Below are 25,208 nucleotides of genomic sequence, written 5' to 3'. Positions count from 1 at the left end.
TAGGGCTGGTGGCTGGGGACACCGGGACCGCTGACTTCCCGGCGGCGGCGGGGTGACGGCGGCCATGCCACCACCCCGCCTCCCACCTGCGCAAATCGCCACACATTAGGGCATTCGAGTGAGCGTCCTCAGGGCAGGACGTTGCGCTCCTCGGCGAAGTGGCAGGCCGAGAAGGTCGCACCATGGCGGATCAGTGGGGGTTCCTCGACGGCGCAGACTTCCTGGGCCTTCCAGCAGCGGGTGCGGAAGCGGCAGCCCGAGGGCGGGTCGACCGGGCTGGGGACGTCGCCGCGCAGGACGATCCGCTGGCGTTGGCGTTCCTGGCGCGGGTCCGGCACCGGCACCGCGGACAGCAGCGCCTGCGTGTACGGGTGCGTCGGCCGGGTGTAGATGGACTCCCGGTCACCGATCTCCACGATCTTGCCCAGGTACATGACCGCCACCCGGTGCGAGATGTGCCGCACCACCGACAGGTCGTGCGCCACGAACAGGTACGCCAGCCCGAGCCGCTGCTGCAACTCCTCCAGCAGGTTGACCACCCCGGCCTGCACCGACACGTCCAGCGCGGACACCGGCTCGTCGAGCACGATGAGCTTCGGGTCCAGGGCCAGCGCGCGGGCGATGCCGATGCGCTGGCGCTGGCCGCCGGAGAACTCGTGCGGGTAGCGGTTGCGGTGCTCGGGGTTGAGGCCGACGAGTTCCAGCAGGTGGTTCACGCGCTGCTGGATGTCCTTGGCGCTGCCGCGGTCGTGGATGCGCAGCGGCTCGGCCACGACGTCGTTGACCTGCCAGCGCGGGTCCAGCGACGCGTACGGGTCCTGGAACACGATCTGCAGGTCCGCCCGCAGCGGCCGCATCTGCGCGGGCTTGAGCGTGGTCAGCTCGCGCCCCTCGAACCGCACCGAGCCCGACGTGGGCTTGTGCAGCTGGAGGATGGCCCGGCCGGTGGTGGACTTGCCGCAGCCGGACTCGCCGACCAGGCCGAGGGTCTCGCCGCGCTCGAGGTCGAAGCTGACCCCGGACACGGCCTGCACCTGCCCGACGGTGCGCGGGATGATCCCGCCGCCGCGCACCGGGAAGGACTTGACCAGCTCGTGGACCCGCAGCAGCGGGGTGTCCGCGCGGTCCGCCGCGGCGCGCGCGGGGGCGGTGTTGGCGTGTGTCATGCGTGCGGACCTTCCTGGGGCAGGCGCAGCTCGATGGTGTGCGCCTCCTCGGCGACCGGCAGGTACGGGTCGGCCTCGACCAGCGCGGCGGGGTTCTCCACCACACCGATCTCGTCGCGGACGAACAGGTCCCGCGAGTGCTGCATGGACGCCAGGTCCGGCCACCGGAAGCAGCGGGTGGTGTGGTCGCCGCGCTCGGTGCCGTGCAGCTCGGGCTCGTCGACGCGGCACTGGTTGGCCACCAGCGGGCAGCGCGGGGAGAACGCGCAGCCCGGCGGCAGGTTGATCAGCGACGGCGGCGCACCGGTGATCGGGGTGAGCCGCTGGCCGAGCTTGGCCGGGTTGGGCAGCGAGCCGAGCAGGCCGACGGTGTAGGGCATCCGGGGGTGGTCGAAGACCTCCTCGACCGGCCCGGACTCCACGACCGTGCCGCCGTACATGACCTGCACCCGGTCGACCATGCCCGCGACCACGCCGAGGTCGTGGGTGATCAGGATGATGCCCGCGTTCACCTCGTCGCGCAGCCGCAGCAGCGTTTCGAGGATCTGCGCCTGCACGGTCACGTCGAGCGCGGTGGTCGGCTCGTCGGCGATGATCACGTCCGGGTCGTTGATGATCGCCATGGCGATCATCACCCGCTGCCGCATGCCGCCGGAGAACTCGTGCGGGTACTGCGCCGCGCGCCGGTCCGGCTGCGGGATGCCGACCAGTTCCAGCGCCTCGACCGCCTTGCGCCACGCGGCCTTCTTCGACACGTCGTGGTGCGCCCGGTAGGCCTCGGCCAGCTGCCAGCCGATGGTGTAGACCGGGTTCAGCGAGGTCATCGGGTCCTGGAAGATCATCGCGACGCCGTTGTTGCGCACGCTCTGCATGTCCTTGTAGGACAGCCCGACCAGTTCGCGGTCCTTGTAGCGGATCGACCCGGTGATCTTGGCGCTGGCGGGCAGCAGGCCCATGACGGCCATGGACGACACGGACTTGCCGGACCCGGACTCGCCGACGATGCCGAGCACCTCGCGCGGCCGCAGGACGTAGGACACGTCCCGCACGGCGCGCACGTTGCCGTCGTCGGTCGGGAAGGTCACGGACAGGTTCTCGACCGACAGCACGGTGTCGGTGCGGACAGCACTGCTCATCAGGCACGCACCTTCGTCTGCCGGGGGTCGAACGCGTCGCGCAGGCCGTCGCCGATGAAGTTCACCGCGAGCGAGAGCAGCACGACGATCACGAACGGGCCCCAGAACAGCCACGGCCGGTTGGTGATCTGCGAGTAGTTCTCGTTGATGATCAGCCCCAGGGAGGTGTCCGGCGGCTGCACACCCAGCCCGATGAACGACAGCGCGGCCTCGGAGAGCACCGCGGTCGCCACGGCCAGCGTGGTGTTCACCGTGATGGTGCCGATCATGTTCGGCACCAGGTGCCGGAAGATGATCCAGTGCGTCTTGGCGCCGGAGGCCCGCGCGGCCTCGATGAACTCGCGCTGCGACAGCGACAGCGTCTCGCCGCGGGTGATGCGCGCGATGCTCATCCAGGCGAACGCGGCCAGGATGAACGCCACCGTGTACCAGGAGCCGCTGAGCGCGCGGACCAGGATGGCGGCCACCGCGACCTGCGGGATGATCAGCATCAGGTCGGTGAACCGGCTGATCACGCTGTCCACCGCGCCGCGCAGGTAGCCCGCGAGCGCGCCGAAGGTGACCCCGACGACGGTGGACCCGATGGCGACGACCAGCGCGATCTGCACCGACAGCCGGGTGCCGCGGATGAGCTGGGCCAGCATGTCCTTGCCGGTCTGGATGGTGCCGAGCGGGTGCGCCCCGCTGGGCGGCAGGTAGCCGCGGCTGGAGGTGTCCTCGACCGAGACGGTCCAGAACAGCGGGCCGAGGAACCCGAACGCGCAGATCAGCAGGAACACCACGAGCGCGACCACGGCGAGGCGGTGGCGGAAGAAGCGGCGCACGATGAGCGTGCTCTGCTTGCGCGCCTTGGTGGCGTCGAACTCGCCTGCGGTGGCCACGGGCGCGGTGCCCGCGGCGGGCAGCCCGGTGGGCTGCAGCGGGTTGAGCACGGGGTCGCTAGGCAAGGCGGATCCTCGGGTCGAGGATGCCGTACATGATGTCGGCAACCAGGTTGAACACGATGACCAGCGCGGCGGTGACCATCAGCCAGCCCATCAGCATGTAGGGGTCGAAGGTGCGGATGGACTGCACCAGCAGGTTGCCCATGCCCTTCCAGCCGAAGACCGTCTCGGTGACGATCGCGCCGGAGAACAGCGCGGCGGCGTTGATGGAGAACAGCGTGGTCACCGGGATCAGCGCGTTGCGGAAAGCGTGCTTGAAGATCACCCGGCGCTGCGAGATGCCCTTGGCCCGCGCGGTGCGCACGTAGTCGGAGTTGAGCGTCTCCAGCATCGAGGCGCGCTGGAAGCGGCTGTACGCGGCGAAGCTGATGAGCGCGAGGGTCAGCGTCGGCAGCACGTAGGTGCCGGTCAGCTTGAATATCGCCTCGCCGAAGGTCCGGTCGACCTGGTCGGGCGTGGGGCTGACGGTGCTGACCCAGCGGTCCATGCCCAGGCTCTCGAGCACGTTGTTGAACTTGATGCCGTAGGTCTTGAGGATGACCGCGACGCAGAGCACCGGCATCGAGAACATGAGGAAGGCACTCGAAGTGGCCAGGTAGTCGAAGATCGAATACTGTTTCACCGCCGCGATCACACCGACCACGACGCCGAGCACGATGGCCAGCAGCTCGGCGAACACGACCAGCCGGGCGGTGATCCACAGCCCGCGCATGATCGAGTCGAAGATGTCCACCTTGGCCTGGCCCAGGGCGATGCTCTGGCCCCAGTCGCCCTGGACGAAGTCGACCAGCCACTTCCAGTACCGGACGATGATCGGCTGGTCGAGGCCGAGGCTGACCTCGAGGTCGTGGATCTGCTGGGCGGTGACGCCCGGCTTGGCCTTCAGCTCGGCCACCGGGTTGCCCGCGGCCGCGACCAGGAAGAAGGCGAAGATGCTGCCGATGCCCAGGATGGGGATCGAGATGAGCAGCCGTCTGATGATGTAGCGAATCACGAGAACTCCTCGGTGGGGACCCAGGCGGCCGGTGTGGTGGCTGCCGCTGGTGTGCTCCCTGTTCCGCCAGTGTGCGCCCGGCGGGTCAGGAACCGAAGCGAAGGGGCCGGACTTCTGGTCCGGCCCCTTCGTCTATCGACCAGTGCGACGCCGCCTGGGGGCGGCGGGTCGACTCAGGAGGTCTTGACCCACTCGTTGACGTTCCAGAGCGCGCCGTTGTAGGACTGGAAGTACACCTTGTCGATGCCCTTGAAGGCCCACATGTTCGGCAGCTGGTACAGCGGCAGCGAGTAGTTGTCCTCCGCCATCAGCCGGTCGGCTTCCTGGAACGCCTTGCGCCCGGCAGCCTCGTCGAGGTTGCTGTTGGCGTCCTTGTAGGCCGCGTCGACCTTCGGGTTGGTGTAGGCGGACCAGTTCTGGCCACCGTTCGTCTCGTAGATCGACTTCTGCGCGGACTTGAACGGCGCGGCCGACCACGCGAACAGCGCGATGTCGTAGTCGCCCTGGCTGACCCGGGTGTCGAGGAAGTTCGGGTCGGTGTCGTCGATGATCTCGATGCCCGCCGCCTTGCACTGCGACTGGATCAGCTCGACGGTCTGCTTGCGCCGCGGGATGTCGGTGTGCGCGATCTTGAGCGAGAGCTTCTCGCCGCCCTTGGTCGCGAACCCGTCGCCGCCGATGGTGAAGCCCGCGCCCTCGAGGGTGGCCTTCGAGGCGTTGGCGTCACCGGTGTAGGCGGCGTAGTTGTCGGTGTAGCCCTCTTCCGCCTGGAAGAAGACCAGCGAGCCGAGCGGCTTGGCGGTGTCGAGCACCGGGCGAATCAGCTTCTCCGCCAGCTCGTCGCGGTTCACGCACTGCATGAAGGCCTTGCGCACGGCCTGGTCCTGCAGCCACTTGTTCTTGTAGTTCAGGTCGAGGTGCTCGAAGGACAGGCCGTTCGACGCGCCGAAGCGCACGCCCTGCGAGGACAGGCCGCGCAGCCGGTCGGCCGCGTTCGAGTCGGGCTGGGCCATCGAGTTGACCTGGACTTCGCCGTTCTCCAGCGCCTGGGCCTGGGCCACCTGGTCGGAGATGCCGCGCAGGATCACCTTGGCCGGGCCGCCGGGCTTGGCCGCCCACTTGGGGTTGCGCTCGAGGGTGACCGCGTTGCCCTGCTCGAAGTGGGTGATCATGTACGGGCCGGACGCGGGCATCAGCTTCGCGTCGAAGCCGTTCCACTTCGTCTTCCAGAACTCCGCGACCTTCTTCAGCGCGGCCTGGTCACCGCCGGTCGGCGTCAGCTTGGTGACGTCGGCGACGCCGGTCTCCTTCTCCAGGATGTGCGCGGGCATGATGTCCAGCGAGATGCCGAACAGGCCCTTGTAGTCCGGGTACGGGTTGTCGAAGGTGGTGACGACCTCGGTCGGCTTGGGGCACTCGACCTTGCCGATCTGGTCGTAGCCCGTGGTGTTCGCCGAGGTGAAGATGTCCTTGTCGCCGTCCTTGGCCTTGCCGGTCGAGGACAGCCAAGCCAGGTAGAAGTCGTCGCAGTCCCACGGCTCGCCGTCGGACCAGGTGATGCCCGGCTTGATCTTCCAGGTGACCACCTGGGGCGACTTGCTGGTGACCTCGACGGACTCCATCACGTCCTTGTTGAGCAGGACCTTGTTGTTGCCGTCGAGCTTGTACGCGCCGGAGATCACCGAGGCCAGCGCGAAGGTGTTGTACGAGTTGTTCGCGTCCGCCGCGGAGTTGTTGTACGCGGTGTACGGGTTGTCGGTCGACACCGTGAAGGTGTCGTTGGACTGCGGGACCTCCGGCGAGGTGTACTCGTCGCCCGCCTCGCCCTTGGCGATGGCCATGGCCGCGATGTCGCCGGTCGGCTCGTTCGCCCCGGTGCTGCCGCCGTTGCCGCCGTTGTCGCTGGTGCCGCCACAAGCGCTCAGGACGAGCGACGCACCGACGACCAAGGAGATCGCCGACAGAGTGCTCTTCTTAGTTGACACGTGCCCTCCTAGCACAGGGCCACCCGCGACCGGTCCGGTCGGGCTGCACCCGTAACCCATCGCGCCCCCAATCAAGCATTGGGTGGCGCACTAGGTGCGCACGCTAGGAACGAAGCAGCACCCCGGTCACCTCCGCGACAGTGATCGTGACCAAAGGGTGACAAGCGCACAGCACCACGCAACGGGACCGTTACCAGGGGGTACCCGTTGGTGGCTTGTCGATGACGGAGAGTGGCCTGAGTCACCCCTCCGCTCGACGCCACTGAGTGGCGGTCGCGAACGGCCCGGCCCAGGGCGGTCCGGTGGACACACCGGACATCACGCGCCCGGTCAGCAGGGTGTCGGCCTCCTGGTAGAGCGGCAGCGCGACCGTCCGGCTCCACAGCGCGGGCTCGACCTGCTCGGCCGCCGCGGTGAACGCCAGCTCGCCGGTCAGCGCCTGGTCGATGGTGGGTTGCAGGCCCGGGTCGCAGAAGCCCGCCGGGTTGTCGGCCTGGGGCGCGGTCGACGGCTGGCCAGGCTCCCCCGGCGTGGTCGGGGCGCAGCCGAAGCGGCCCGCCAGCAGCGTCGCCGGGTCGCCCGCGGCGGGCTGCGGCGCCAGCACCAGGTCGATCCGGTCCGCCTCGGCGACCGCGGCGGTGGCGGGCCGCGGCGCGAGCAGCCGGGTGAACAGGTCGGCGCCGTCCGGGGTGACCAGCCGCGACTGCACGCCGCCGACGGAGAGCTGGCGCTGCAACTCGCGCGCCATGTCCACATAGGACTTGCGGCCCTCCGGCGCGGCGATCACCAGGTTGAGCGGGGTACCGCCGAGCGACCAGCTGCCGTCGACCTTGGTGTACCCGGCCTGGGTCAACAGGTTCTCGGCGAGCGCGACGTCCGGTTTGTCCGGGGTGTTGGCGGGCACGGTCGCGGTGTAGCCGCGCGCGCTCGGCGCCAGCACCTGCGCGTTCGCGGGCAGCGCGCTGCCCGGGCCGCCGCCGGTGCCCGCCGCGGTGAGCGCCTGGCGGTCGATCAGCGCGGCCAGCACGGACCGGATGCGCGGGTCGGCCATGGCGGTGCCGACCGGTCGCAGCAGCAGCGTGGCCACCGTCGAGCGCGGCACGGTCGTCGTGGTGGCCAGCGGTTCCAGCGCCTTGAGCGCGCTCTGGCCCGCGGCGTCCGGGCTGAGCAGGGCGAGCTGGTTGTGCCCGGAGCGCAGCGCGTTGGCCACGCCGGTGGTGTCGCCGCGGCGCAGGATGATCCGGTCCAGCGGCACGGGCGCGGCCCAGTAGCGGTCGTTGCGCTCCAGCACGGCCTCGCCGCGGTCGCGGTCGATGCCCTTGAGCGAGAACGGGCCGCCGGTCACCGGGAAGTTGTCCCGCAGCACGCTGGCCCAGCCGCCGGGCATGTCCTTGAGCAGGTGCGCGGGCAGCAGGTCGGAGAACAGCGTCCGCCAGCCCGGGTAGGGCTTGGTGAAGGTGACCTCGACGACCCGACCCGCTTCACGGGCGGAGATGTTGCCGATCAGCCGGTAGCCCGCGCTGTCGAGCACGCCCGGCTCGGTGCGCAGCTGCTCCCACAGGTAGACGAAGTCCTCGGCGGCGATGGGCGCGCTGTCGGACCAGGCCGCCTCGGGGCGCAGCCGGTACGTGACGGTGTAGGGCTCGGCGCTGGTGACCTCGGCGGAGACCATGAGGGTGCCGTCGAGGGTGGGGGTGCCGTCGGCGGCCGGTCGGAAGACGGAGGGCAGCAGCACGTCGGCCAGCGCGGTGGTGATCGTGGACTGGTCGGCGAGCTTGTGCGGGTTGTAGCCGCCCTGCACGCTGTCGACGCCGACGACGGCCTCGTTGAGCGTGGGGGCCTTGGTGGCCTGGGTCCGCGCGACCTCGGTGGTGACCAGCGGCGGTGGTGGCGCGTTCGTGCACGCGGCGAGGGACACCGCGACCGCGATGGCCGCGGCGCTCCGGAGAACCGTTCTCCGAACGCGCACGAATCCTCCTCCCCCAGGTGACTCGGTGGTCATGCTGCCAGACGACCACCCCGGGTCCGCCACCGGTTATGCGGCCGAACGCATGACGCGCGACCCGGTTCGCGGGTTCCACACGGGTGCTCCGGTTCCCCGGAACAGGTGGTTTCGATCACGGCGAACTCGATCGCCGGCGGGGTCGACCGCCGACGGCACCGATTGTCCGATCTTGACCGTGGCCCTGTCCGGGGAACCGCGCAATTCGACGGTCTTCCGGCGGACCTTCAGCCGACGCCCGCCATGCGCAACGCCGACGCGAGGGTGTGCGCGCCGCGCTCGCGGGCCCGTTCGGCGCCCGCCGCGCGGATCCCGTCGAGGGTGGTGGGGTCGTCGAGCAGCTCCAGCACGCGCGTGCGCAGCGGGCGCAGCTCCTCGATGACCGCGTCCGCCGCCGCGTTCTTGAGCTCGCCGTAGGACGAGTGGTCGTCGGCGACCTCGACCGGCGAGCGGCCGGTGCAGGCGGCCAGGATCTCCAGCACGTTCGCCAACCCCGGCTGGCTGCTCGGCCGGTACTCGAGTCTGGCCTCGTTGTCGGTGACCGCCCGGGTGATCTTGCGGCGGACCAGGTCCGGTTCGTCGAGCAGGAACACCACGCCCGCGCTGTCCTGGGTGGACTTCGACATCTTGCGGGTCGGGTCGGACAGGTCCATCACCCGCGCCGCCGTCGGCGCCATCACCGCGCGGGGCACGGTGAACACCTCGCCGAAGGTCGAGTTGAACCGCCGGGCCAGGCTGCGCGCCAGCTCGACGTGCTGGGTCTGGTCCTGGCCGACGGGCACCTCGGTGGCGTTCTGCAGCAGGATGTCGGCGGCCATCAGCACCGGGTAGGTCAGCAGGCCGAGCCGGACGGTGCCCTGGCCGTCGGCCTTCTGCTTGAACTGGGTCATCCGCGACGCCTCGCCGAACGAGCAGGTGCACTCCAGCACCCAGCTCAGCGCCCCCAGCTCCCGCACCAGGTCGGACTGCACGCACACGCGCGCCGGGTCGATCCCGGCGGCGACCAGCACGGCCAGCGTCTCGCGGGCGAGCTTGCGCAGCCGCGCCGGGTTGTAGGACACGGTCATGGCGTGCAGGTCGCTGACGAAGTACAGGTCCCCGGGCGCGCCCTCGCGGGCCCAGCGGCGGATGGCGCCGAGGTAGTTGCCGAGGTGGGCGTGGCCGGAGGGGGTGATCGCCGAGAGGCGGGTCATCGGGGGTCTCCTTGGGCTGGGGCCACCCGCCCGGGACACGCGTCAGGCCGCCCGGTCGGGCGGCCTGTGGGTGCGCGAAGTCAGGGCCGCCTGCTGGCGGCCCACCACTGAGTGACGTCGTGTGTGCGCATCGAGGTGAAAGGTAGCGCAGCGGCCCCGGGGCCTTCAATCGGTTCAGGCGGCCTTGAGGCGCTTGAGCGCGAGCACCGGGCACTTCGAGCAGCGCGGCTTGGACTGGCAGCACTTCTTCTTGACCTTGCCCGACTTCATCAGCTTCTTGACCTGCTCAGCGGGCGTGCGCGTCTTCTTGCCCCCCACCTGCCACCCCCTCTCGTCCGCGGTGAATTCCGGACTGAGGTTAGGTTAACCTTTCTTGATCCCGCGCGTGGCACTGCTCACACCAGGTGACGGGGTATCCTGGTATCCGCCATCAGCGGCCCAGTCACGGCCGCGCGGGCGCCCCACCAGCGTGATGCCGCCGGGTAGCCCTCAACCGCCAGAGCTAGGAAACCGGAGAGCACACGCGTGCCCACTGCGACCACCGCCGCCGAGCAGGCCCCCACCGGCCTGCGCCGCCACGATCTGCGCAACGTCGCCATCGTCGCGCACGTCGACCACGGCAAGACCACCCTGGTCGACGCCATGCTGCGCCAGTCCGGCGCCTTCACCGCCCGCGCCGAGGTCGTCGACCGGGTCATGGACTCGGGCGAGCTGGAGCGTGAGAAGGGCATCACGATCCTGGCGAAGAACACCGCCGTGCGCCGCCAGACGCCGGACGGGCCGATCGTCATCAACGTGGTGGACACCCCCGGCCACGCCGACTTCGGCGGCGAGGTGGAGCGCGGTCTGTCCATGGTCGACGGCGTGCTGCTGCTCGTCGACGCCAGCGAGGGCCCGCTGCCGCAGACCCGGTTCGTGCTGCGCAAGGCGCTGGCCTCGTCGCTGCCGGTCGTGCTCGTGGTGAACAAGGTGGACCGGCCGGACGCGCGGATCTCCGAGGTCGTCGAGGAGACCCACGACCTGCTGCTCGACCTGGCCGCCGAGCTCGACGACCTGGACGAGTCGGTGCTGGACCTGCCCGTGGTGTACGCCTCGGCGCGCGCCGGTCGGGCGAGCCTGACCCAGCCCGAGGACGGCGGCCTGCCCGACAGCGAGAACCTGGACCCGCTGTTCGACCTGCTGCTGGACAAGGTCCCGGCGCCGCTGGCCGACCCGTCGGCCCCGCTGAGCGCCCTGGTGACCAACCTGGACGCGTCGAGCTTCCTCGGTCGCATCGCGCTGTGCCGGGTCTACGCCGGTCGCATCCGCAAGGGCCAGACCGTGGCGTGGATGCGCGAGGACGGCTCGGTGTCGAACGTGCGCATCACGGAGCTGCTGGTCACCGAGGCCCTGGAGCGGGTGCCCGCCGAAGAGGCGAGCGCCGGTGAGCTGGTCGCGATCGCCGGTATCCCGGACATCACCATCGGCGACACGCTGGCCGATGTGGACAACCCGGTGGCGCTGCCCCGGCTGACCGTCGACGAGCCCGCGATCTCGATGACCATCGGCGTGAACACGTCGCCGATGGCGGGCCGCAGCGGCGGCAACAAGCTCACCGCGCGCATGGTGAAGACCCGGCTGGACGTGGAGCTGGTCGGCAACGTCAGCGTGCGCGTGCTGCCCACCGAGCGCCCGGACGCGTGGGAGGTGCAGGGCCGCGGCGAGCTGGCGCTGGCCATCCTGGTCGAGCAGATGCGCCGCGAGGGCTTCGAGCTGACCGTCGGCAAGCCGGAGGTCGTCACCCGCACCATCGACGGCAAGCTGTGCGAGCCGTTCGAGCACCTGACGGTCGACGCGCCGGAGGAGCACCTCGGTGCGATCACGCAGCTGCTGGCGAACCGCAAGGGCCGCCTGGAGAACATGAGCGGCCACGGCTCCGGCCGGATCAAGGTCGAGTTCGTGGTCCCGTCCCGGGGCCTGATCGGCTTCCGCACCGACTTCCTGACCGAGACCCGCGGCACCGGCATCGCCAACGCGATCTTCGAGGGCTACTTCCCGTGGGCGGGCGAGATCCGCAGCAGGCACTCGGGCTCGCTGGTGGCCGACCGGCAGGGCCCGGTGACCGCGTACGCGATGCTGCAGCTGGCCGACCGCGGCACGTTCTTCGTCGAGCCCGGCGCGGACGTGTACGAGGGCATGGTCGTCGGCGAGAACCCGCGCGCCGAGGACCTGGACGTGAACGTCACCAAGGAGAAGAAGCTCACCAACATGCGCTCCTCCTCGGCGGACGTCATGGAGACCCTGGCCAGGCCGCGGAAGCTGAGCCTGGAAGAGGCCCTGGAGTTCTGCGCCAACGACGAGTGCGTCGAGGTCACCCCGGACTTCGTCCGCGTCCGCAAGACCATCCTGGACGCGACCACCCGCGGTCGTCAGCGGTCGCGGGACAAGGCCCGCGACCAGAAGTAGTGCGCGCGTTACCGGAACTGCTGCGGCCCGCTCTTGTGCGGGCCGCAGCCGGTTTCGGGGTTTCGGTGGGGGACGTGGAGGTCCTCGGCCGGGCCGCGTGGGCGCACGGGGACGCGGTGAGCGTGCGGGTGGTGGTCGGGAGCGCGCAGGAAGTGTTCCTGTGGTCGGGCCTGGCGGATGCCGGTGCGGTGGCGGTGCCGAAACCGCTGGTGCTGGACGCGTGCGAGTGGACCGAGGGGTTGACGTTCCGGGCGGAGCTGGTGAGCCGCCCAGGGGGCGACCCGGTCGCGGACGCCTTGGCGTTGCCCGATTCCTGGTGGCGCGCGTTGGGTTCGGTGCTGTCGGTGGTGGCTAGTCACCCGACGGACCGCGTGATGATCAGCCAGGCCGAGATCGACCGGGCGGTGAAGTACGCCTACGGGCACGGGGCCCGGGTCGAGGTCGAGGCGTGGGAAACCGCCAACGGCAACGTCCGCTGGCCGCACCTGCGGCAACCGACTCCGGCCCTGCTCGACTGGGACCACTGGGGCCAAGCCCCGGCGGGCTACGACGCGGCGACCCTGTGGTGCGATTCGCTGGCGGAGCCGGAACTCGCGGCGGTGGTCGAGAGGAACCTCCCGACCACCCGAACCGCGAAACTGGCGGTGTTGGCCAAAGCCCTCCGCAACGACCTGGCGGACAAGGTGCGCAGGGCAGCGGCGGAACGGCTACTGGCCGAGTGAGACGGCCAAGGCCCAAGCGTTGGGGCTGAAGGAAAGGGTCGCGCCGGGGTTCTTGGAGTCACGGACCGCCACCGGCTCGCCCTCGGCGAAGCGCACCTCGACACAGTTGTCATCCGCGCCGCCGCTGAAGCTGCTCTTGAACCAGCCGGTGTCCCGTGGGGCATAACTCATCAACTGAACCCTTTCACTCTCGCCGCAATCAGTGTCAGCGTGTCGTCTCGACCTAGCGCGAGTTCATCCAGCCGTTTGAACGCACGGGACATGCGCGCGGTGTCCTCCGCTGCGTTCATGTAGGTCGAAGGTCCATAGAGGACCGACAAGAATCCGATCGAGCGCACCAGGTCGCTGAAACCGAAGAGCGACAAGCCACCCCGCTGCGCGGGATTGTCCCAGGTCGTCGCCGGGATAACCCTGACATCCAGGTTGTCATGGAGCTCGGCGAGGTCGAGGATGTGCCGCCCCTGAGCGTGCATGACCTCCGGGGAGCCCACCGCCTGGTTGAAGGTGTCTTCCGTGAAGTACAAGGAGACCCGCTTCGCTTCCTCCGCCTCGAAGGCGCGCCGCTGGCGCTCCAGCCGGAAGGCCGCCCGGCTCCGGCGCAACTTGTCGGACAGCGGTTCTTGCCAGATCCCTTCCGTTGCCCGGATCAAGGCTTCCGCGTAGTCCGCGCTTTGGAGCAGGGCCGGGAAGACGCCGTTCTCGTACGACTGGATGGTCTGCGCCTTGGCCTCGAGGTAGGCCACTCGGCGCCAGGACTCCGGTCCCAGGTCCGTGTACGGGTCGCCGGTCGGGGATTTCCGGGCATCCACACCGAGGGCTTCGAGTTCGGTCAGCCGATCCCCTTCGGCACCAAGGAACTCCGCGAGCTTCGTCAGCTCGTCCGCCGTGAGGGTGGCGCAGCCTTCTTCCAGGTACATCAGCCGTTGGCGACTCTTGCCGATGTGCCGGGAAGCGGTCTCCAACGAGATTCCCGCGTCCACCCGGAGTTGGTGCAGGGCTACGCCGAGGAACACCCGGGGCATCGTCGACGTGCCTTTAGCCATGAGTCTTCCTCCAGACGATCATCGTAGAAGTTCCCCCGATTGAGGGAATGCCATTGGGCACACGTACCCCCTACGGTTTGGGATACAAGTATCCCACCGGGTCCGAACTGGCCCCTCGCGTGATCGCAGCGTAGTCGTGCGTGATCGCAGGGCCATCACCGCACCCCGAACCAATCCCACTGGGAGCGCTCTCATGAGTCACACCGCCCTGACCTTCGACACCGTGGTCACCGTCGCGCCGGACTGCCCGATTCGGGTGGAGCAGGACAAGGACACCGTCGACCTGCACTTCAACGAGAGCAGGCTCGGGCAGCTGTTCTGCCTCCAGTTCACCCGTCCGGCGCTGGACGCCCTCATCGCCCGCTGCCAGGCCGAACTCGCCACCCACTGACACCCCCGGTTCGGTGCGCCCGCCCGGCGCACCGAACCCGTCACCCCAGCAACTCCCCCAGCGCGGGCACCAGCACCCGGTCCGCGGGCAGCCAGTCGACCTGCGCCAACTCCACGCTCCCCACCCAACGCACACCCCGGTGCTCCAAGGCCGCGACCTCCCCCTCCACCACGGACGCCGAGTAGACCCGCAACACCAGGTCACGCCGCAGCGGCACGTCCACCCCCACCGGCTCCCCGACCTCGACCCGGACCCCCAACTCCTCCCGGCACTCCCGCCGCAGAGCGTCCACATCGGACTCCCCCGGCTCGACCCGCCCACCCGGCAATTCCCACTTCCCGGCAACCTCCGCCGGAAACCCCCGCTCCTGCACCAGCAACCGCCCACCGGCCACGATCGCGGCCCCCACAACCACCCGCGCCTCCCGCAGCTCAGCCACCCGCGCCGACACCCGCTCGGCAATCCCCTCCGGCACCACCCCGGACACCAGCACCTCATCACCGGCTACCGCAATGCGCAACACACCCCCCGCACTTGCCGCCTCCGGCCTATCCCCGCCAGACCGCACCACCCGCCCATCCCGCAACTCCGGCGACCGCACCGGCACCGCACCACCCGGAACCGCCCCGGTCGCCTGCACCCCATCCCCGGCAACCGCAATCCGCAACGTTCCGCCTGACCCCTCGGCCACCAACCCGTCCGCGTCGAGCCGCACGACTCGCAGCGCGACGTCACCCACCCACACCTCGTCGCCCTCCGCGAGCAACGGGAAAGGCGCCTTCACCCCGACGACCGAGGCCTCGACCAGAGCAGCAGCGACAGCACGCACGGCTCCATCCTCCCCAGCCGAGGCGAACCACCCCGCAGGACCCGCCGCGCGAGCGCTCAGACCACCGACACGGACCGCCAACTCACCAGGAACCGGGCCCCGCCCTCAGGTGACTCCCCCACCCGCACGGCCCCGCCCCGCCGACGGACGACCTCCGCCACCAACGCCAGCCCCAACCCCGTCCCACCACTACTACGAGCCCGGTCGTCCTGTACGCGATAGAACCGGTCAAGCACCTTCTTACGGTGCTCCGGCGCAATCCCCTCACCGTCGTCATCCACCACAAGTCGGCTCGCCGCGGCCCCGCCGATGACGGTCACCGTGATCCGGGAACGCGCATGGCGGCAGGCATTGCGCAACAGGTTGTCCAGCACCAGGTCCACTTCGGACGGTGCCGCCAGTACCCAGCACAGCCCGGCGGGCACATGCACCACCACGGACGGACCATCCGGATACCTGGCCGCCGCAGACACGGCCGCTGCGGCCAAGTCCACCGGTTCGGCGGGCGGCACCTCCCCCGCATCCGACCGAGCCAGGGTCAACAGCCCGTCCACCAGCGAGGAAAGCCGCTCCGACTCGCGCATGACGTCGGTCAGGACCTCCTGCGCCAGGTCTGGATCCGGATGCGCGACCGCCACCTCCGCCTGCACCCGGATCGACGCGACCGGCGACCGCAGCTCGTGCGCCGCATCTCCGGTGAAGCGCCGAAGTCGGTCCGCCGCTTCGTCCCGACGGGCCAACAAATCGTTCAGGGCGCCCGCCAGGGAGCGCAGTTCGTCGTGCGATGACGGGAGCGGCAACCGCCTGCCCGCACCGAGGCGGGCCGCGGCTTGGCGCATGCGCTCCACCGGTCGCAGCGCCGACCGCACCGCCACCCACGTGGCGAGGGCCGCCGCGCAAGCCGCGATGATCGCCGCGATCAGCTGCCACCGCAGGGCGCTGCGCTGGGCCGCCGCGTACCCCGACAGACCCGTCCCCACGACGACAAGCCGTTGTGACCCGTCCGGGGTCGTGGCGACCGTCCCCAGCCAGCGCGTCGGCGGCACGTCGTCCAGCCGCAGTACCGAGGTACCGGCCTTCAGGACCCGGACGTCGCCGCTCGACAGCAGCGGTCGGGGCAGTCCGTCCACCGGTGCCCCCGAGGTGTCGAGCACGTGCACCTGGACGTTCGGCAGCTGGGCAGGCGCGGCCCCCCGGCTCACGCTCGAAATCGACGACGCCAGCACCGGTGCCAGCTCGTCGTCCGCCGAGCGCACCAGCAGCGGCCCGATCATCCGGCTGCTCACCACCGCCAGCCACAACAGCACCAGCAGCGTCACCGCCGTGGCCACGGTGGTGATCCGGAAGCGCATCGAGCGCCGCAGCCACAGGCCGCTCAAGCGCGGCCTCACCTGGGCGGCGAGTCGAGCGCGGAGTCGATTTCGCTGGTGGACGCCAGGTAGCCGTGACCGCGCACGGTACGCACGATCCCGTCCGCCCCCGCCGCGTCGAGCTTGCGCCGCAGGTAGCCGACGTAGACCTCTACCGCGTTGCGGGTAGCCGCCTGCTCGTCACCCCACACCGCGCGCAAGAGCTCGTCCTTGGTCACTACGGCGCCGGCGCGGCCCGCGAGCGTGTCCAGCACCGCGAACTCACGAGGGCTCAAGGCCACCGGCACCCCCGCGAACCGCACCTCACGCGTCCCCCGGTCGACCTCCAACTGGCCCAACCGCAGCTTGCGCCCACCGCCCTCTTCCGCCCCACGACGCAAGACAGCCCGCACCTGCGCAACAAGCACTACGAAGGAAAACGGTTTAACCAGGTACCCGTCCGCCCCCAGGTCAAGACCGTCCGCCTGGTCGATCTCGCCGTCCTTGGCCGACACCAGCAAGACAGGCGTCCGCACGCCCTCACCGCGCAGCCGCTCCAGGACCCGATAGCCGGAAAGCCCCGGCAGCATGATGTCGAGCAAGATGACGTCGAAGGTGCCGGTAAGGGCTATCCGCAGTGCGCTGGGCCCGTCACCTGCGACTACTACGTCCATACCCTCGGCCGTCAACCCGCGTTGTAGCGCGCGGCGCACACCCGGCTCGTCGTCGACCACCAGTACCCGAGGCTTCACGGGTGTCATCATTGCGCTAACCACGACGGTTGCGGAGCCCACTCTCAGCCGACTCTCAGCAGCCGACTCGCTCTCAGCGCCATCTCAGGCGACGGGGAGCACTGTTCTCGGTGCGGGAACAACCACCCGAACAGGGAGAGAGAGCAATGAACAGGAAGAAGACGGCACTGTCCGTCGCGGCGGCGGGGACGGCCACGGGTGTGGTCGGGCTGGTCCTGATCGCGAGCCCGGCCGGGGCGAACGAGCCGCCCCCGGCACTCCCCGGCATCAGCGCGGAGGCGCTGGTCGAGTCGGTCCTGAGCAAGGACCACATCCCCGCGCTGTCGGGCGCGGTCGAGTTCCAGCAGAACATCGGCCTGCCCATCCCGGGCCTGCCCGCGAGCAGCGCCGAGGGCGACGCCATCGCGCACGTCTACGCCAACGGCGACGGCGCGGGCCGCATCTCGATCGACCAGGGGCAGTCCGAGCGGACCGTCGTGCACAACAACGGCACGACCTGGGTGTGGAACTCCGCGAACCGCTCGGTGACCAAGTACGCCAACACCGACTCCGACACCGAGGACAAGGGCACCCCGGAGCAGCTGGCCGACCCGGCGGGCACCGCCCGCGAGGTCGTCGGGCTCATGCAGAGGGACAGCACCCTGACCGTGGACGGCACCGCCCGCGTCGCGGGTAGGCCGGTCTACCAGCTGGTGCTGACCCCGAAGCCGACCGAGCGCACCCTGCTCCGCGAGATCCGGGTGTCGGTCGACTCCGAGACCCGGCTGCCGCTGCGGCTCGACGTGCTGGCCAACGGCCAGGCCGACCCGGCGGTGCGGGTCGGGTTCACCGAGTTCAAGCCCGGCCCGCAGGACCCGGCGCTGTTCACCTTCACCCCGCCCGCGGGCGCCAAGGTGACCGACGGCAAGGACGCCAAGACCCACGGGTTCGACGAGAAGAACGTCGAGAGCCTGCTCGGCGGGTTGGACTTCAAGACCGTCGGCGAGGGCTGGGACACCGTGCTGACCGGCAAGTTCCCGGCGCAGCTGCTCAGCCAGGGCCTGCCCACCGGGAACGGCCGCGGCGGTGAGACCCCCGGCGCGCTGATCAAGCAGTTCGCCAAGGAGGTCACCGGTCCGTTCGGCACCGGCTACGCCATCTCCACCCACGTGGGTACCGCGCTGATCACCACCGACGGCCGCATCGCGGTCGGCGCGGTGCCGCAGCAGGTGCTCGTCGACGCGCTCGGGCAGAAGTGACGGCCGAGTCCGAGCCGGGGACGGTCGCGGTGGGGGCCGCGACCGTCCCGCCCGCCGCCCGCACCCGCGGTCTGCGCAAGGTCTACCGCGGCACCGTCGCGGTGGACCACGTGGACCTGGAGGTCCCGGCGGGCGCGGTGATGGGGATGCTCGGCCCCAACGGATCAGGCAAGACCACGACCATCCGGATGCTGCTCGGCCTGGTCACCCCCACCTCCGGTGAGGTGGAGCTGCTGGGCCACAAGATGCCCGACGGCGCGGCGCACGCGCTGCCCGGTGTCGGCGCGCTGGTCGAGGGGCCGGGGTTCTCCCCGTTCCTCTCCGGGCGCGACAACCTGCTGCGGGTCGCGGCGGCGGAGCCGCTGCTGACCTCGGCGGAGATCCCGAACGCGGTCGGCGAGGCGCTGGAGCGGGTCGGCCTGGCGCACGCGGCGGGCAGGCGGTTCCGGGCCTACTCGCTGGGCATGAAGCAGCGCCTCGGCCTGGCGTCGGCGCTGCTGGTGCCGCGCCGGTTCGTGGTGCTCGACGAGCCGACGAACGGGCTGGACCCGGCCGGTACCCGCGAGGTGCGGTCGGTGATCGCCGACCTGCACGCGGCGGGGACGACCGTGCTGGTGTCGTCGCACCTGCTGTCCGAGGTGGAGGCCACCTGCACGCACGTCGCGGTGCTCAACCAGGGGTTGGTGGTGGCTCAGGGGGAGCTGTCGGCCCTGCTGGAGGCCGGTACGGCCAACCTGCTGGTCACGACGCCGGAGGTCACCCTCGCGGTGGACGCGCTGCGCGAGGACCGCGTGGCGGCCCGCCCGGTGCCGGAGGGCGTGCTGGTCGACCTGACGGCGACGACCGCGCCGGACGTGGTGGCGTCGCTGGTGCGGGCCGGGGTGCCGGTGCACGAGGTCCGCAGGCAGCGCACGGGGCTGGAAGACCTGTTCGCCCGCCTGACCGAGGACACCGCGGTCGCCGACCTGGCCGACCTGGAGACCCTGTTGCCAGAGGACGCGCGATGACCAAGACCCGCGACACGGCATCCGGGCGACCGGGTGCCGGACCGGCCACCCGTCGGCCCGCGAACCGACCGACCACCACCCGTTCACCGCGTCCGGCCGGGGCAATCCGGACGCGCCACACCGAGGAAGCCGAGGGGGAACGATGACCGCCATGACTGTGGGCGCCGAGGTGGGCGCGCCGGTGCGGCGGGCGCCGTTGCTCCGGTTGTTCCGCTCCGAGCTGCGGATGATCCTGCGCAGGCCGCGCAACATCATCGGGATCGGGCTGCTGGGGCTGGTGCCGGTGGTGGCCGGGATCGGGATCTCCATCGCCGCGTCCGGTTCGTCGTCGTCCGACGGGGACTCGGTCGACGGGCTGGCCGCGCTGGTCGACGGCAACGGGATGCTGCTGCCGATCTTCGCGCTGGTCCTCGCGCTGAACATGCTGCTGCCGCTGACCGGCGCGATGCTCGCCGCGGACGCGCTGGCCGGTGAGTCGGCGCACGGCACGCTGCGCGGGCTGCTGCTCGCCCCGGTCGGCCGGGGGCGGCTGCTGGCGGTCAAGGCGATGGGCGTGGCGACGGTGGTCCTGCTGTCGATCGTGCTGATGGCCGTCACCGGCCTGGTGACCGGTCTGCTCCTGCTCGGCGGCGACGGGATGCTCAGCTCGTCCGGCACGCAGCTGCCGTTCGTCGACGGGCTGGGCCGCATCGGGCTGACCATCGTGCTGCTGACCGTCCAGATCTGGGCGTTGGCCGCGGTCGCGCTCGCGGTGTCGGCCTACACCGAGCACCCGCTGATCGTCATCGTGTGCTCGCTGGGTCTGCTGATCGTCTCCGGGGTGCTCAGCGCGATCCCGGCGCTGGACTGGCTGGACCCGGTGCTGATCATCAGCAGTTGGGAGTCGATCGGCGAGGTGGTGCGCGACCCGCTGGACTGGGCCCCGCTCGGCGAGGGCGTGCTTCGGGCCGTCTGCTACATGGTCATCGGCATCTCGATCGCCTACGGCCGGATGCTCAGCCGCGACGGCTGACGGCGCGCCGGCGGGCCCAGGGGGTGCTCGCCGAACGCCGGGCCGAACGCCGGGCGGTACCCGATCAACCGGGAGCCGCCCGGCGGTGTCATGTCTCCCGTAGGGATTGGGCTTTCTCCTGGGGGAGGACCGCGTGGCCGGTTTCGAAGAGTGGGTGGACAGCCTGTGGGAGCACAGCGAGGTGGGGTTCCGGGTGGCGGGCGCGGGCACGCGGACCTGGTTGGCGGGGGTGTACCAGGGCCACGGTGAGATCAACGGCCGGTGGCTGCTCGACCTGGTCGACCAGCGCCGCGCCGAGGTCGCCGCGCTCACCTTCCCGGTGGTCGACGTCGAGTTCGGCGGCACCGGCCGCATCCGGCGCGACGGCCGCGACCTCTACGCGGCCGACACGCTGCTGACCGCCGTAGACCGCGAGGCGTCGATGGTGGAGATCGCGGAGGCGCTGCAAGAGGACGTGGCCCACCACGACTGGGTGCTGGTCCCGACCTGCCCGGTCCACCAGTACATCGGCATGCACCCGCGCCTGTACCACGACCAGGCGCGCTGGCACTGCGCCGTGGGCCAGCACGCGCCCCGGCGCATCGGCGACGTGCCGTGAGCGGGTCAGCCGTCGGCCCCGATGACGGAGACGCCGTCGGGGTCGACGGCGAGGGTCACCGCGGCGCCGACCGGAGGGGTGGCGGCGACCGGGGCCACGGCGTCGAGGGTCCGATCGCCGACGGCGACGGTCAGCCGGACGTGGTCGCGGCGGTGGACCCGCGCGGTGACCTCGCCGGACAGGGGGCCGTCGCCGACCTTCAGCGCGGTCGGGCGTAGGCCCAGTCGGACGGCGCCGTCCGGTGCCCAGGGGAGGTGGATCGGCCCGAGGTCGGTGTCCACCTCGCCCTGCTGGGCCTTGCCGTCGAGGAAGGTGCCGCAGCCGAGGAACTCGGCGGTGGACTCGTCGGCTGGACAGCGCCAGACGTCGTCCGGCTGTCCGGTTTGGACGATGCGGCCCGCGCGCATCACGGCGACGCGGTCGGCGAGGGTGAAGGCCTCGTCGTGGTCGTGGGTGACGACCAGGGCCGTGGTGCCCGCCGTGCGCAGGAGCCGGGCGAGGTCGACGGCCAACTGCTCCCGCAACGCTCTGTCCAAAGCGGACAGTGGCTCGTCGAGCAGCAGCAGCCGGGGCCGGGGCGCGAGCGCGCGGGCCAGTGCGACCCGCTGCTGCTCACCGCCGGACAGCTCGGTCACCCGGCGCTTGCCGTAACCGCCCAGGCCGACCAACTCCAGCAAAGACTCGACCCGCGCGTCGCGTTCGGCCCGCTCGACCCCGGCCATGCGCAGCCCGAAGGCCACGTTCCCGGCGACGTCGCGGTGCGGGAACAGTTGCCCGTCCTGGAAAACCAGCCCGAACCCGCGCTTGTGCACCGGCACCCCGGCGAGGTCGGTCCCATCCCAACTCACCCGACCCGCAGCGGGCTCCAGGCCCGCGACGGCACGCAGCAACGTCGACTTCCCGCAACCGGACGGCCCCAGCAACGCCACCACCGAACCGTCCGCGATCTCCAGCGAGGCATCCGACACCGCCTCGACCGACCCGAACCGCACGGTCACCCCGTCAACCCGCAACACGGCGCGCCCTCCCGGCATACTGGATCTCGTGCTGACCGTCTTGTTCCCCGGACGCGGCTACCGCGTGACCGCGCCACTGCTCGCCTACGCCGCGGAGGCCGCTGAGCGGCTCGGCTACCACACCCATCCGGTCGACTGGCCGGAACCGGTGTCCGAGGACGTCGTCCTGCGCGGGTTGCCCGCCGAGGTGCTGGAGATCGAGGGCGCCGACCACTCGATGCACGTGCCCGGCCCGATGGCCGCGTCGGCGGCGGTGCTGGGTCAGGTCACGACCGCGGTCGAAGACTTCCTGAGGCACTAGAACTCCCCCACCGAGCCGACCCGGAGCCGGTCGACGATCACCACCGCCGCGATCGTGACCAGCATCAGCAGCGCGCACCCGGCGTAGGCCATCTGGTTGTTCAGCTCCCCCGGCCGCCCCACGAGCCTGCCGATCACGACCGGCAGCGTGGCCGAGTCGGGGCGGGCCAGGAAGCTCGTCGCGCCGAATTCGCCGAGGGCTACGACGTAGCCGAAGGCGGTGGCGCCGAGGAAGGAGCGGGCGGCCAGCGGGACGTCGACCTCTCGCCAGACGCGCCAGGGGGAGGCGCCGAGGGTCGCGGCGGCTTGGCGGAGTCGGTCGTCGATCGAGCGGAGCACGGGTAGCAGCATCCGGATCACCAGTGGTGTCACGACGAGCGCTTGCGCCAGCGGGACCAGGGCGGCGGAGGTGCGGAGGTCGCCGGGCAGGGCGTCGAGGGTGACCAGGTAGCCGAAGCCGACGGTGACCGCGGAGACACCCAGCGGCAACATCAGCGCGGTGTCGACGGATTCCACGATCCCGGGCCGGATCCGGGCCCGCCCCAGGGACACCAGCGCGACGCAGGCGAGGGTGCCGAGGACCAGGGCGATCAGGGTGGCGTCGGTCGCGGCCCGCAGCGAGTTGACCACGGCCTGCCACCCGGTGACGTCCAAGGAACCCCGGTAGCCACGGCCCGCTAGCGCGCGGTAACCGTCCAAGCCGGACTCGAACGACCGGGCCACCAGCGTGGCGACGGGTACCAGCAAGGCCGCGACCACGGCATACGCGGCGGCCACCACGACCCATTCGCCGCCGCTGGGCCGCCGGGCCGTGTCCGCGCGGCCACGCAGCCGCAGGGCCGTAGACCGGCGCCGCACCAAAGCGCCTGCCACGAGCACCGCGACGACCGCCACCACCTGCAACAGCGACAGCGCGGCGGCGCCCGGCAGGTCGAACAGCTGGACCGTGCGCAGGTAGATCTCGGTTTCCAGGGTCCCGTACTCACCGCCACCGAGCATCAGGACCACGCCGAAGCTGGTGGCGCAGAAAAGGAACACGACCGCCGCCGCCGAGCCTATTGCGGGCCGCAGCGCGGGCAGGGTCACCGCGAGGAACGTCCGGACCCGGGACGCGCCGAGCGCCCGCGCCGCGTCCTCCGCTCGTCTGTCCACATGCGACCACAGGCCCGCCACCGTGCGCGCGACCACGGCGACGTTGAAGAACGCGTTCGCCAGCACGATCGCGAGCACGCCCGCCGACGGCAGCAGCGCCCGGAACGCCAGCCCCACGACGACCGTCGGCAGCACGAACGGCACCATCACCACGGCCCGGACGAACCCGTTGCCGCGCACCGAGGTCCGGGCCAGCAGGAAAGCGACCGGCAGGCCCGCGACGAGCGCGATGGCGGTGGCCGCGGCGGCCTGGCCGAGGGTGAAGGCGACCAGGTCCCAGGTGCGACCGGCGGTCAGCGCGCGGGTGACGCCCGGGCCGATGCCGAGCCGGATGATCGCCGCGACCGGCCACAGGAAGAACACCGCCAGGAACCCCAGCGGCAGCGCGGCGGCCGCCAGGGGCCCCGCTAGCCGCGGACGGCCGCGCGCCACTGCTCGATCCAGCGCTCCCGGTTGGCCTGGATGTCCTTGGCGGGCAAGGACGCCGGGCTCGGCGGCTGCGGCGCCGCCTGCTGCCACTCCGCGGGCAACGCGACGCCTTCGCGCGCGGGGTAGACGTACATGGTCGTCGGGACCTGCTTCTGGAACGGCTCGGACAGCAGCCAGTCCAGCACCTTCTTGGCGTCCTCGGGGTTCTTGGCGCCGCTGAGCACGCCCGCGTACTCGACCTGGCGGAAGCAGGTGTCGAGCAGGGCCGAGGTGCGTGCCTTGCCGTCGGTGCCGATCTCGGCCGACGGCGACGAGGCGTAGGAGACGACCAGCGGGCGCGGGCCCTTGCCGGAGGAGCCGGAGAACTCCTGGCTGTAGGCCTCCTCCCAGCCGCTGACGACCTTGACGCCGTTGGACTTGAGCCGCTGCCAGTAGCCGACCCAGCCCTGCTGGCCGTAGTGCGCGATGGTGGCGAGCATGAACGCCAGCCCGGGCGACGAGGTCGACGGGTCCTCGACGACCAGCATGTCCTTGTAGCGCGGGTCGGCGAGGTCCTCGAAGGTCGCGGGCGGGGTCTGCTCGCGCGCGGCCAGCGGCGTGGGGTCGACGTTGACGCAGACGTCACCCACGTCGACGGCGGTGAGGAGGTTGTTGCTGTCGATGCCGTAGCGCTGCGGGCCCTTGTCCGCCTCGGGGCTCTTGTAGGGGAGGAAGACACCCTGGTCGAGCGCGCGGGAGGCGTAGGTGTTGTCGACGCCGAACGCGACGTCGCCGATGGGGGCGGACTTGGTGAGCACGAGCTGGTTGGTCAACGCGCCCGCGTCGCCGCTCTTGCGGACGTCGACGGTGATGCCGGTGTCCGCCTTGAACTTCTCCAGCGCCGCCGGGTCGACCCCGAACGAGTCGTGCGTGACCAGCACCACGGTGCGGGGGCCGTCGCTCGTCCCACCCACCGAACACCCCGCCAGCAGGCCGGTCAGCAGGAGCGCACCCAGTCGACGCATCGAAGTCCTTCCTCGCGCACGTGTGCCACGAGGGACCTCCCTGCGCGGGCATGATCCCGATCAGGTACTCGGACGGTCGAGGGCCGCGTGCCCTCCTCTCAGCCCGACGCGCGCCGGACTCCCGTGGCGCTGATGAGCGTACGCCTGCCGTCCGCGCGAGGATGGGGACCATGGCTGAACTGCTCACTCCCCAGGACATCGGCAAGGCCCTGGGCGACCTCACCGACTGGACCCTCGACGACGGAGCCCTCAAGCGCGTCGTCGAACTGGCCGACTTCACCCAAGCCATGCTCGTGGTCAACCGTGTGGCGGAGATCGCCGAGAACGACAACCACCACCCCGACATCGACATCCGCTGGAACAAGGTGACGTTCCGGTGCAGCACCCACTCCGAGGGCGGCATCACCGCGTCGGACGTGAGCCTGGCCCGCGAGATCGACGGCGTCGTCGAGGCGGTCCGCCAGGCGTGAGCCTGGGCGCGGTGCGAGCGCCCGGACGGCC

Annotated in this window: 25 protein-coding genes and 1 riboswitch; of the genes, 9 read left to right on the top strand and 16 right to left on the bottom strand. The window is 70.9% G+C overall.

The features are described 5' to 3' along the window. Positions 1-128: 128 nt before the first annotated feature. The 8 genes from V5P93_RS04780 to V5P93_RS04745 form a co-directional block, all read right to left on the bottom strand. Positions 129-1,166, bottom strand: coding sequence for an ABC transporter ATP-binding protein (locus V5P93_RS04780; RefSeq protein ID WP_104476960.1), 1,038 nt, complete (start codon positions 1,164-1,166; stop codon positions 129-131). Then, on the bottom strand, positions 1,163-2,302 hold the full coding sequence (locus tag V5P93_RS04775) for an ABC transporter ATP-binding protein (RefSeq protein WP_104476962.1): 1,140 nt from the start codon (positions 2,300-2,302) through the stop codon (positions 1,163-1,165). Before V5P93_RS04775 ends, V5P93_RS04780 begins: the two co-directional genes overlap by 4 nt. Next, a complete protein-coding gene (locus V5P93_RS04770; protein ID WP_374065373.1) occupies positions 2,302-3,249 on the bottom strand; it encodes an ABC transporter permease in 948 nt (315 codons plus the stop codon). The genes V5P93_RS04775 and V5P93_RS04770 overlap by 1 nt, the downstream gene beginning before the upstream one ends. Further along, positions 3,242-4,240 (bottom strand): ABC transporter permease, encoded by a 999-nt coding sequence (locus V5P93_RS04765; RefSeq protein ID WP_104476966.1) that lies wholly within the window; start codon positions 4,238-4,240, stop codon positions 3,242-3,244. Before V5P93_RS04765 ends, V5P93_RS04770 begins: the two co-directional genes overlap by 8 nt. Before the next feature lie 173 nt (positions 4,241-4,413). Next, positions 4,414-6,225 carry an ABC transporter family substrate-binding protein gene (locus V5P93_RS04760; RefSeq protein WP_104476968.1) on the bottom strand — a complete coding sequence of 604 codons (1,812 nt, stop codon included), beginning with the start codon at positions 6,223-6,225 and terminating at the stop codon, positions 4,414-4,416. A gap of 241 nt (positions 6,226-6,466) precedes the next feature. Beyond that, entirely contained in the window at positions 6,467-8,194 is a 1,728-nt protein-coding gene (locus V5P93_RS04755; protein WP_245931033.1) for an ABC transporter family substrate-binding protein, read from the bottom strand. Between the two features lie 260 nt (positions 8,195-8,454). After that, complete coding sequence (gene trpS / locus V5P93_RS04750) at positions 8,455-9,420, bottom strand: tryptophan--tRNA ligase (RefSeq protein WP_104476972.1); 966 nt, start codon at positions 9,418-9,420, stop codon at positions 8,455-8,457. Between the two features lie 174 nt (positions 9,421-9,594). Beyond that, on the bottom strand, positions 9,595-9,738 hold the full coding sequence (locus tag V5P93_RS04745) for a hypothetical protein (RefSeq protein WP_181043350.1): 144 nt from the start codon (positions 9,736-9,738) through the stop codon (positions 9,595-9,597). 207 nt (positions 9,739-9,945) lie between these two features. Here V5P93_RS04745 and typA point away from each other — a divergent pair, with 207 nt between their 5' ends. Both typA and V5P93_RS04735 read left to right on the top strand, forming a co-directional pair. Continuing rightward, positions 9,946-11,865: a translational GTPase TypA gene (gene typA / locus V5P93_RS04740; RefSeq protein WP_104476974.1), complete on the top strand. Its 1,920-nt coding sequence runs from the start codon at positions 9,946-9,948 to the stop codon at positions 11,863-11,865. Further along, on the top strand, positions 11,865-12,587 hold the full coding sequence (locus tag V5P93_RS04735; protein ID WP_146107918.1) for a hypothetical protein: 723 nt from the start codon (positions 11,865-11,867) through the stop codon (positions 12,585-12,587). Before typA ends, V5P93_RS04735 begins: the two co-directional genes overlap by 1 nt. Here the strand turns inward: V5P93_RS04735 and V5P93_RS04730 are convergent. Together V5P93_RS04730 and V5P93_RS04725 are read right to left on the bottom strand one after the other, a co-directional pair. After that, entirely contained in the window at positions 12,573-12,758 is a 186-nt protein-coding gene (locus tag V5P93_RS04730) for a DUF397 domain-containing protein (RefSeq protein WP_104476978.1), read from the bottom strand. The two genes, V5P93_RS04735 and V5P93_RS04730, sit on opposite strands and share 15 nt — an antisense overlap. Beyond that, on the bottom strand, positions 12,758-13,630 hold the full coding sequence (locus V5P93_RS04725; RefSeq protein ID WP_104476980.1) for a Scr1 family TA system antitoxin-like transcriptional regulator: 873 nt from the start codon (positions 13,628-13,630) through the stop codon (positions 12,758-12,760). Before V5P93_RS04725 ends, V5P93_RS04730 begins: the two co-directional genes overlap by 1 nt. 193 nt (positions 13,631-13,823) lie before the next feature. Here V5P93_RS04725 and V5P93_RS04720 point away from each other — a divergent pair, with 193 nt between their 5' ends. Beyond that, complete coding sequence (locus V5P93_RS04720) at positions 13,824-14,021, top strand: hypothetical protein (RefSeq protein WP_104476982.1); 198 nt, start codon at positions 13,824-13,826, stop codon at positions 14,019-14,021. A 40-nt stretch (positions 14,022-14,061) separates the two neighbouring features. Here the strand turns inward: V5P93_RS04720 and V5P93_RS04715 are convergent, their stop codons facing one another. The 3 genes from V5P93_RS04715 to V5P93_RS04705 are packed head-to-tail and all read right to left on the bottom strand — an operon-like array spanning position 14,062 to position 16,963. After that, positions 14,062-14,850 carry a (deoxy)nucleoside triphosphate pyrophosphohydrolase gene (locus V5P93_RS04715; RefSeq protein ID WP_342752244.1) on the bottom strand — a complete coding sequence of 263 codons (789 nt, stop codon included), beginning with the start codon at positions 14,848-14,850 and terminating at the stop codon, positions 14,062-14,064. A 56-nt stretch (positions 14,851-14,906) separates the two neighbouring features. After that, the gene (locus V5P93_RS04710; RefSeq protein ID WP_104477753.1) at positions 14,907-16,202 is read right to left on the bottom strand and encodes a cell wall metabolism sensor histidine kinase WalK; all 1,296 of its coding nucleotides are present in this window, start codon (positions 16,200-16,202) and stop codon (positions 14,907-14,909) included. A gap of 35 nt (positions 16,203-16,237) precedes the next feature. After that, positions 16,238-16,963: a response regulator transcription factor gene (locus V5P93_RS04705; RefSeq protein WP_104476984.1), complete on the bottom strand. Its 726-nt coding sequence runs from the start codon at positions 16,961-16,963 to the stop codon at positions 16,238-16,240. 134 nt (positions 16,964-17,097) lie between these two features. On the opposite strand from V5P93_RS04705, the gene V5P93_RS04700 reads away from it, so the two are divergent. The 4 genes from V5P93_RS04700 (at position 17,098) to V5P93_RS04685 (ending at position 20,806) form a co-directional block, all read left to right on the top strand. Continuing rightward, the gene (locus V5P93_RS04700; protein ID WP_104476986.1) at positions 17,098-18,189 is read left to right on the top strand and encodes a sigma-E factor regulatory protein RseB domain-containing protein; all 1,092 of its coding nucleotides are present in this window, start codon (positions 17,098-17,100) and stop codon (positions 18,187-18,189) included. Then, positions 18,186-19,196: an ABC transporter ATP-binding protein gene (locus V5P93_RS04695; protein ID WP_104476988.1), complete on the top strand. Its 1,011-nt coding sequence runs from the start codon at positions 18,186-18,188 to the stop codon at positions 19,194-19,196. The genes V5P93_RS04700 and V5P93_RS04695 overlap by 4 nt, the downstream gene beginning before the upstream one ends. Positions 19,197-19,338: 142 nt before the next feature. Beyond that, positions 19,339-20,208 (top strand): ABC transporter permease subunit, encoded by an 870-nt coding sequence (locus V5P93_RS04690; RefSeq protein ID WP_104476990.1) that lies wholly within the window; start codon positions 19,339-19,341, stop codon positions 20,206-20,208. A gap of 133 nt (positions 20,209-20,341) precedes the next feature. Further along, positions 20,342-20,806 carry a hypothetical protein gene (locus V5P93_RS04685; protein ID WP_104476992.1) on the top strand — a complete coding sequence of 155 codons (465 nt, stop codon included), beginning with the start codon at positions 20,342-20,344 and terminating at the stop codon, positions 20,804-20,806. 5 nt (positions 20,807-20,811) lie between these two features. On the opposite strand, the gene V5P93_RS04680 is transcribed toward V5P93_RS04685, so the two are convergent. Further along, a complete protein-coding gene (locus V5P93_RS04680; protein ID WP_104476994.1) occupies positions 20,812-21,840 on the bottom strand; it encodes an ABC transporter ATP-binding protein in 1,029 nt (342 codons plus the stop codon). Between the two features lie 10 nt (positions 21,841-21,850). On the opposite strand from V5P93_RS04680, the gene V5P93_RS04675 reads away from it, so the two are divergent. Next, positions 21,851-22,123: a hypothetical protein gene (locus V5P93_RS04675; RefSeq protein ID WP_219823912.1), complete on the top strand. Its 273-nt coding sequence runs from the start codon at positions 21,851-21,853 to the stop codon at positions 22,121-22,123. On the opposite strand, the gene V5P93_RS04670 is transcribed toward V5P93_RS04675, so the two are convergent. Together V5P93_RS04670 and V5P93_RS04665 are read right to left on the bottom strand one after the other, a co-directional pair. Beyond that, positions 22,120-23,706: an iron ABC transporter permease gene (locus V5P93_RS04670; RefSeq protein WP_104476996.1), complete on the bottom strand. Its 1,587-nt coding sequence runs from the start codon at positions 23,704-23,706 to the stop codon at positions 22,120-22,122. The genes V5P93_RS04675 and V5P93_RS04670 overlap by 4 nt on opposite strands. Continuing rightward, positions 23,682-24,707 (bottom strand): thiamine ABC transporter substrate binding subunit, encoded by a 1,026-nt coding sequence (locus V5P93_RS04665; protein WP_104476998.1) that lies wholly within the window; start codon positions 24,705-24,707, stop codon positions 23,682-23,684. Before V5P93_RS04665 ends, V5P93_RS04670 begins: the two co-directional genes overlap by 25 nt. A gap of 20 nt (positions 24,708-24,727) precedes the next feature. Next, positions 24,728-24,842, bottom strand: a riboswitch (TPP riboswitch). Between the two features lie 35 nt (positions 24,843-24,877). Between V5P93_RS04665 and V5P93_RS04660 the strand changes: the two genes are divergently transcribed. Continuing rightward, positions 24,878-25,177, top strand: a complete 300-nt coding sequence (locus V5P93_RS04660; RefSeq protein WP_104477000.1) for a 4a-hydroxytetrahydrobiopterin dehydratase — start codon at positions 24,878-24,880, stop codon at positions 25,175-25,177. Positions 25,178-25,208 lie beyond the last annotated feature (31 nt).

This window comes from Actinokineospora auranticolor (assembly GCF_041897805.1).
Lineage (GTDB): Bacteria > Actinomycetota > Actinomycetes > Mycobacteriales > Pseudonocardiaceae > Actinokineospora > Actinokineospora auranticolor.
The sequence above is the reverse complement of the archived record's forward strand: the minus strand, read 5'-3'. Positions and strand labels throughout refer to the sequence as shown.

Coding starts and splice junctions, on each gene's coding strand:
- V5P93_RS04780 (WP_104476960.1), bottom strand. CDS start 1,166: ATGACACACGCCAACACCGCCCCCGCGCGCGCCGCGGCGGACCGCGCG.
- V5P93_RS04775 (WP_104476962.1), bottom strand. CDS start 2,302: ATGAGCAGTGCTGTCCGCACCGACACCGTGCTGTCGGTCGAGAACCTG.
- trpS (WP_104476972.1), bottom strand. CDS start 9,420: ATGACCCGCCTCTCGGCGATCACCCCCTCCGGCCACGCCCACCTCGGC.
- V5P93_RS04730 (WP_104476978.1), bottom strand. CDS start 12,758: ATGAGTTATGCCCCACGGGACACCGGCTGGTTCAAGAGCAGCTTCAGC.
- V5P93_RS04725 (WP_104476980.1), bottom strand. CDS start 13,630: ATGGCTAAAGGCACGTCGACGATGCCCCGGGTGTTCCTCGGCGTAGCC.
- V5P93_RS04720 (WP_104476982.1), top strand. CDS start 13,824: ATGAGTCACACCGCCCTGACCTTCGACACCGTGGTCACCGTCGCGCCG.
- V5P93_RS04710 (WP_104477753.1), bottom strand. CDS start 16,202: ATGCGCTTCCGGATCACCACCGTGGCCACGGCGGTGACGCTGCTGGTG.
- V5P93_RS04705 (WP_104476984.1), bottom strand. CDS start 16,963: ATGATGACACCCGTGAAGCCTCGGGTACTGGTGGTCGACGACGAGCCG.
- V5P93_RS04700 (WP_104476986.1), top strand. CDS start 17,098: ATGAACAGGAAGAAGACGGCACTGTCCGTCGCGGCGGCGGGGACGGCC.
- V5P93_RS04690 (WP_104476990.1), top strand. CDS start 19,339: ATGACCGCCATGACTGTGGGCGCCGAGGTGGGCGCGCCGGTGCGGCGG.
- V5P93_RS04680 (WP_104476994.1), bottom strand. CDS start 21,840: ATGCCGGGAGGGCGCGCCGTGTTGCGGGTTGACGGGGTGACCGTGCGG.
- V5P93_RS04665 (WP_104476998.1), bottom strand. CDS start 24,707: ATGCGTCGACTGGGTGCGCTCCTGCTGACCGGCCTGCTGGCGGGGTGT.
- V5P93_RS04660 (WP_104477000.1), top strand. CDS start 24,878: ATGGCTGAACTGCTCACTCCCCAGGACATCGGCAAGGCCCTGGGCGAC.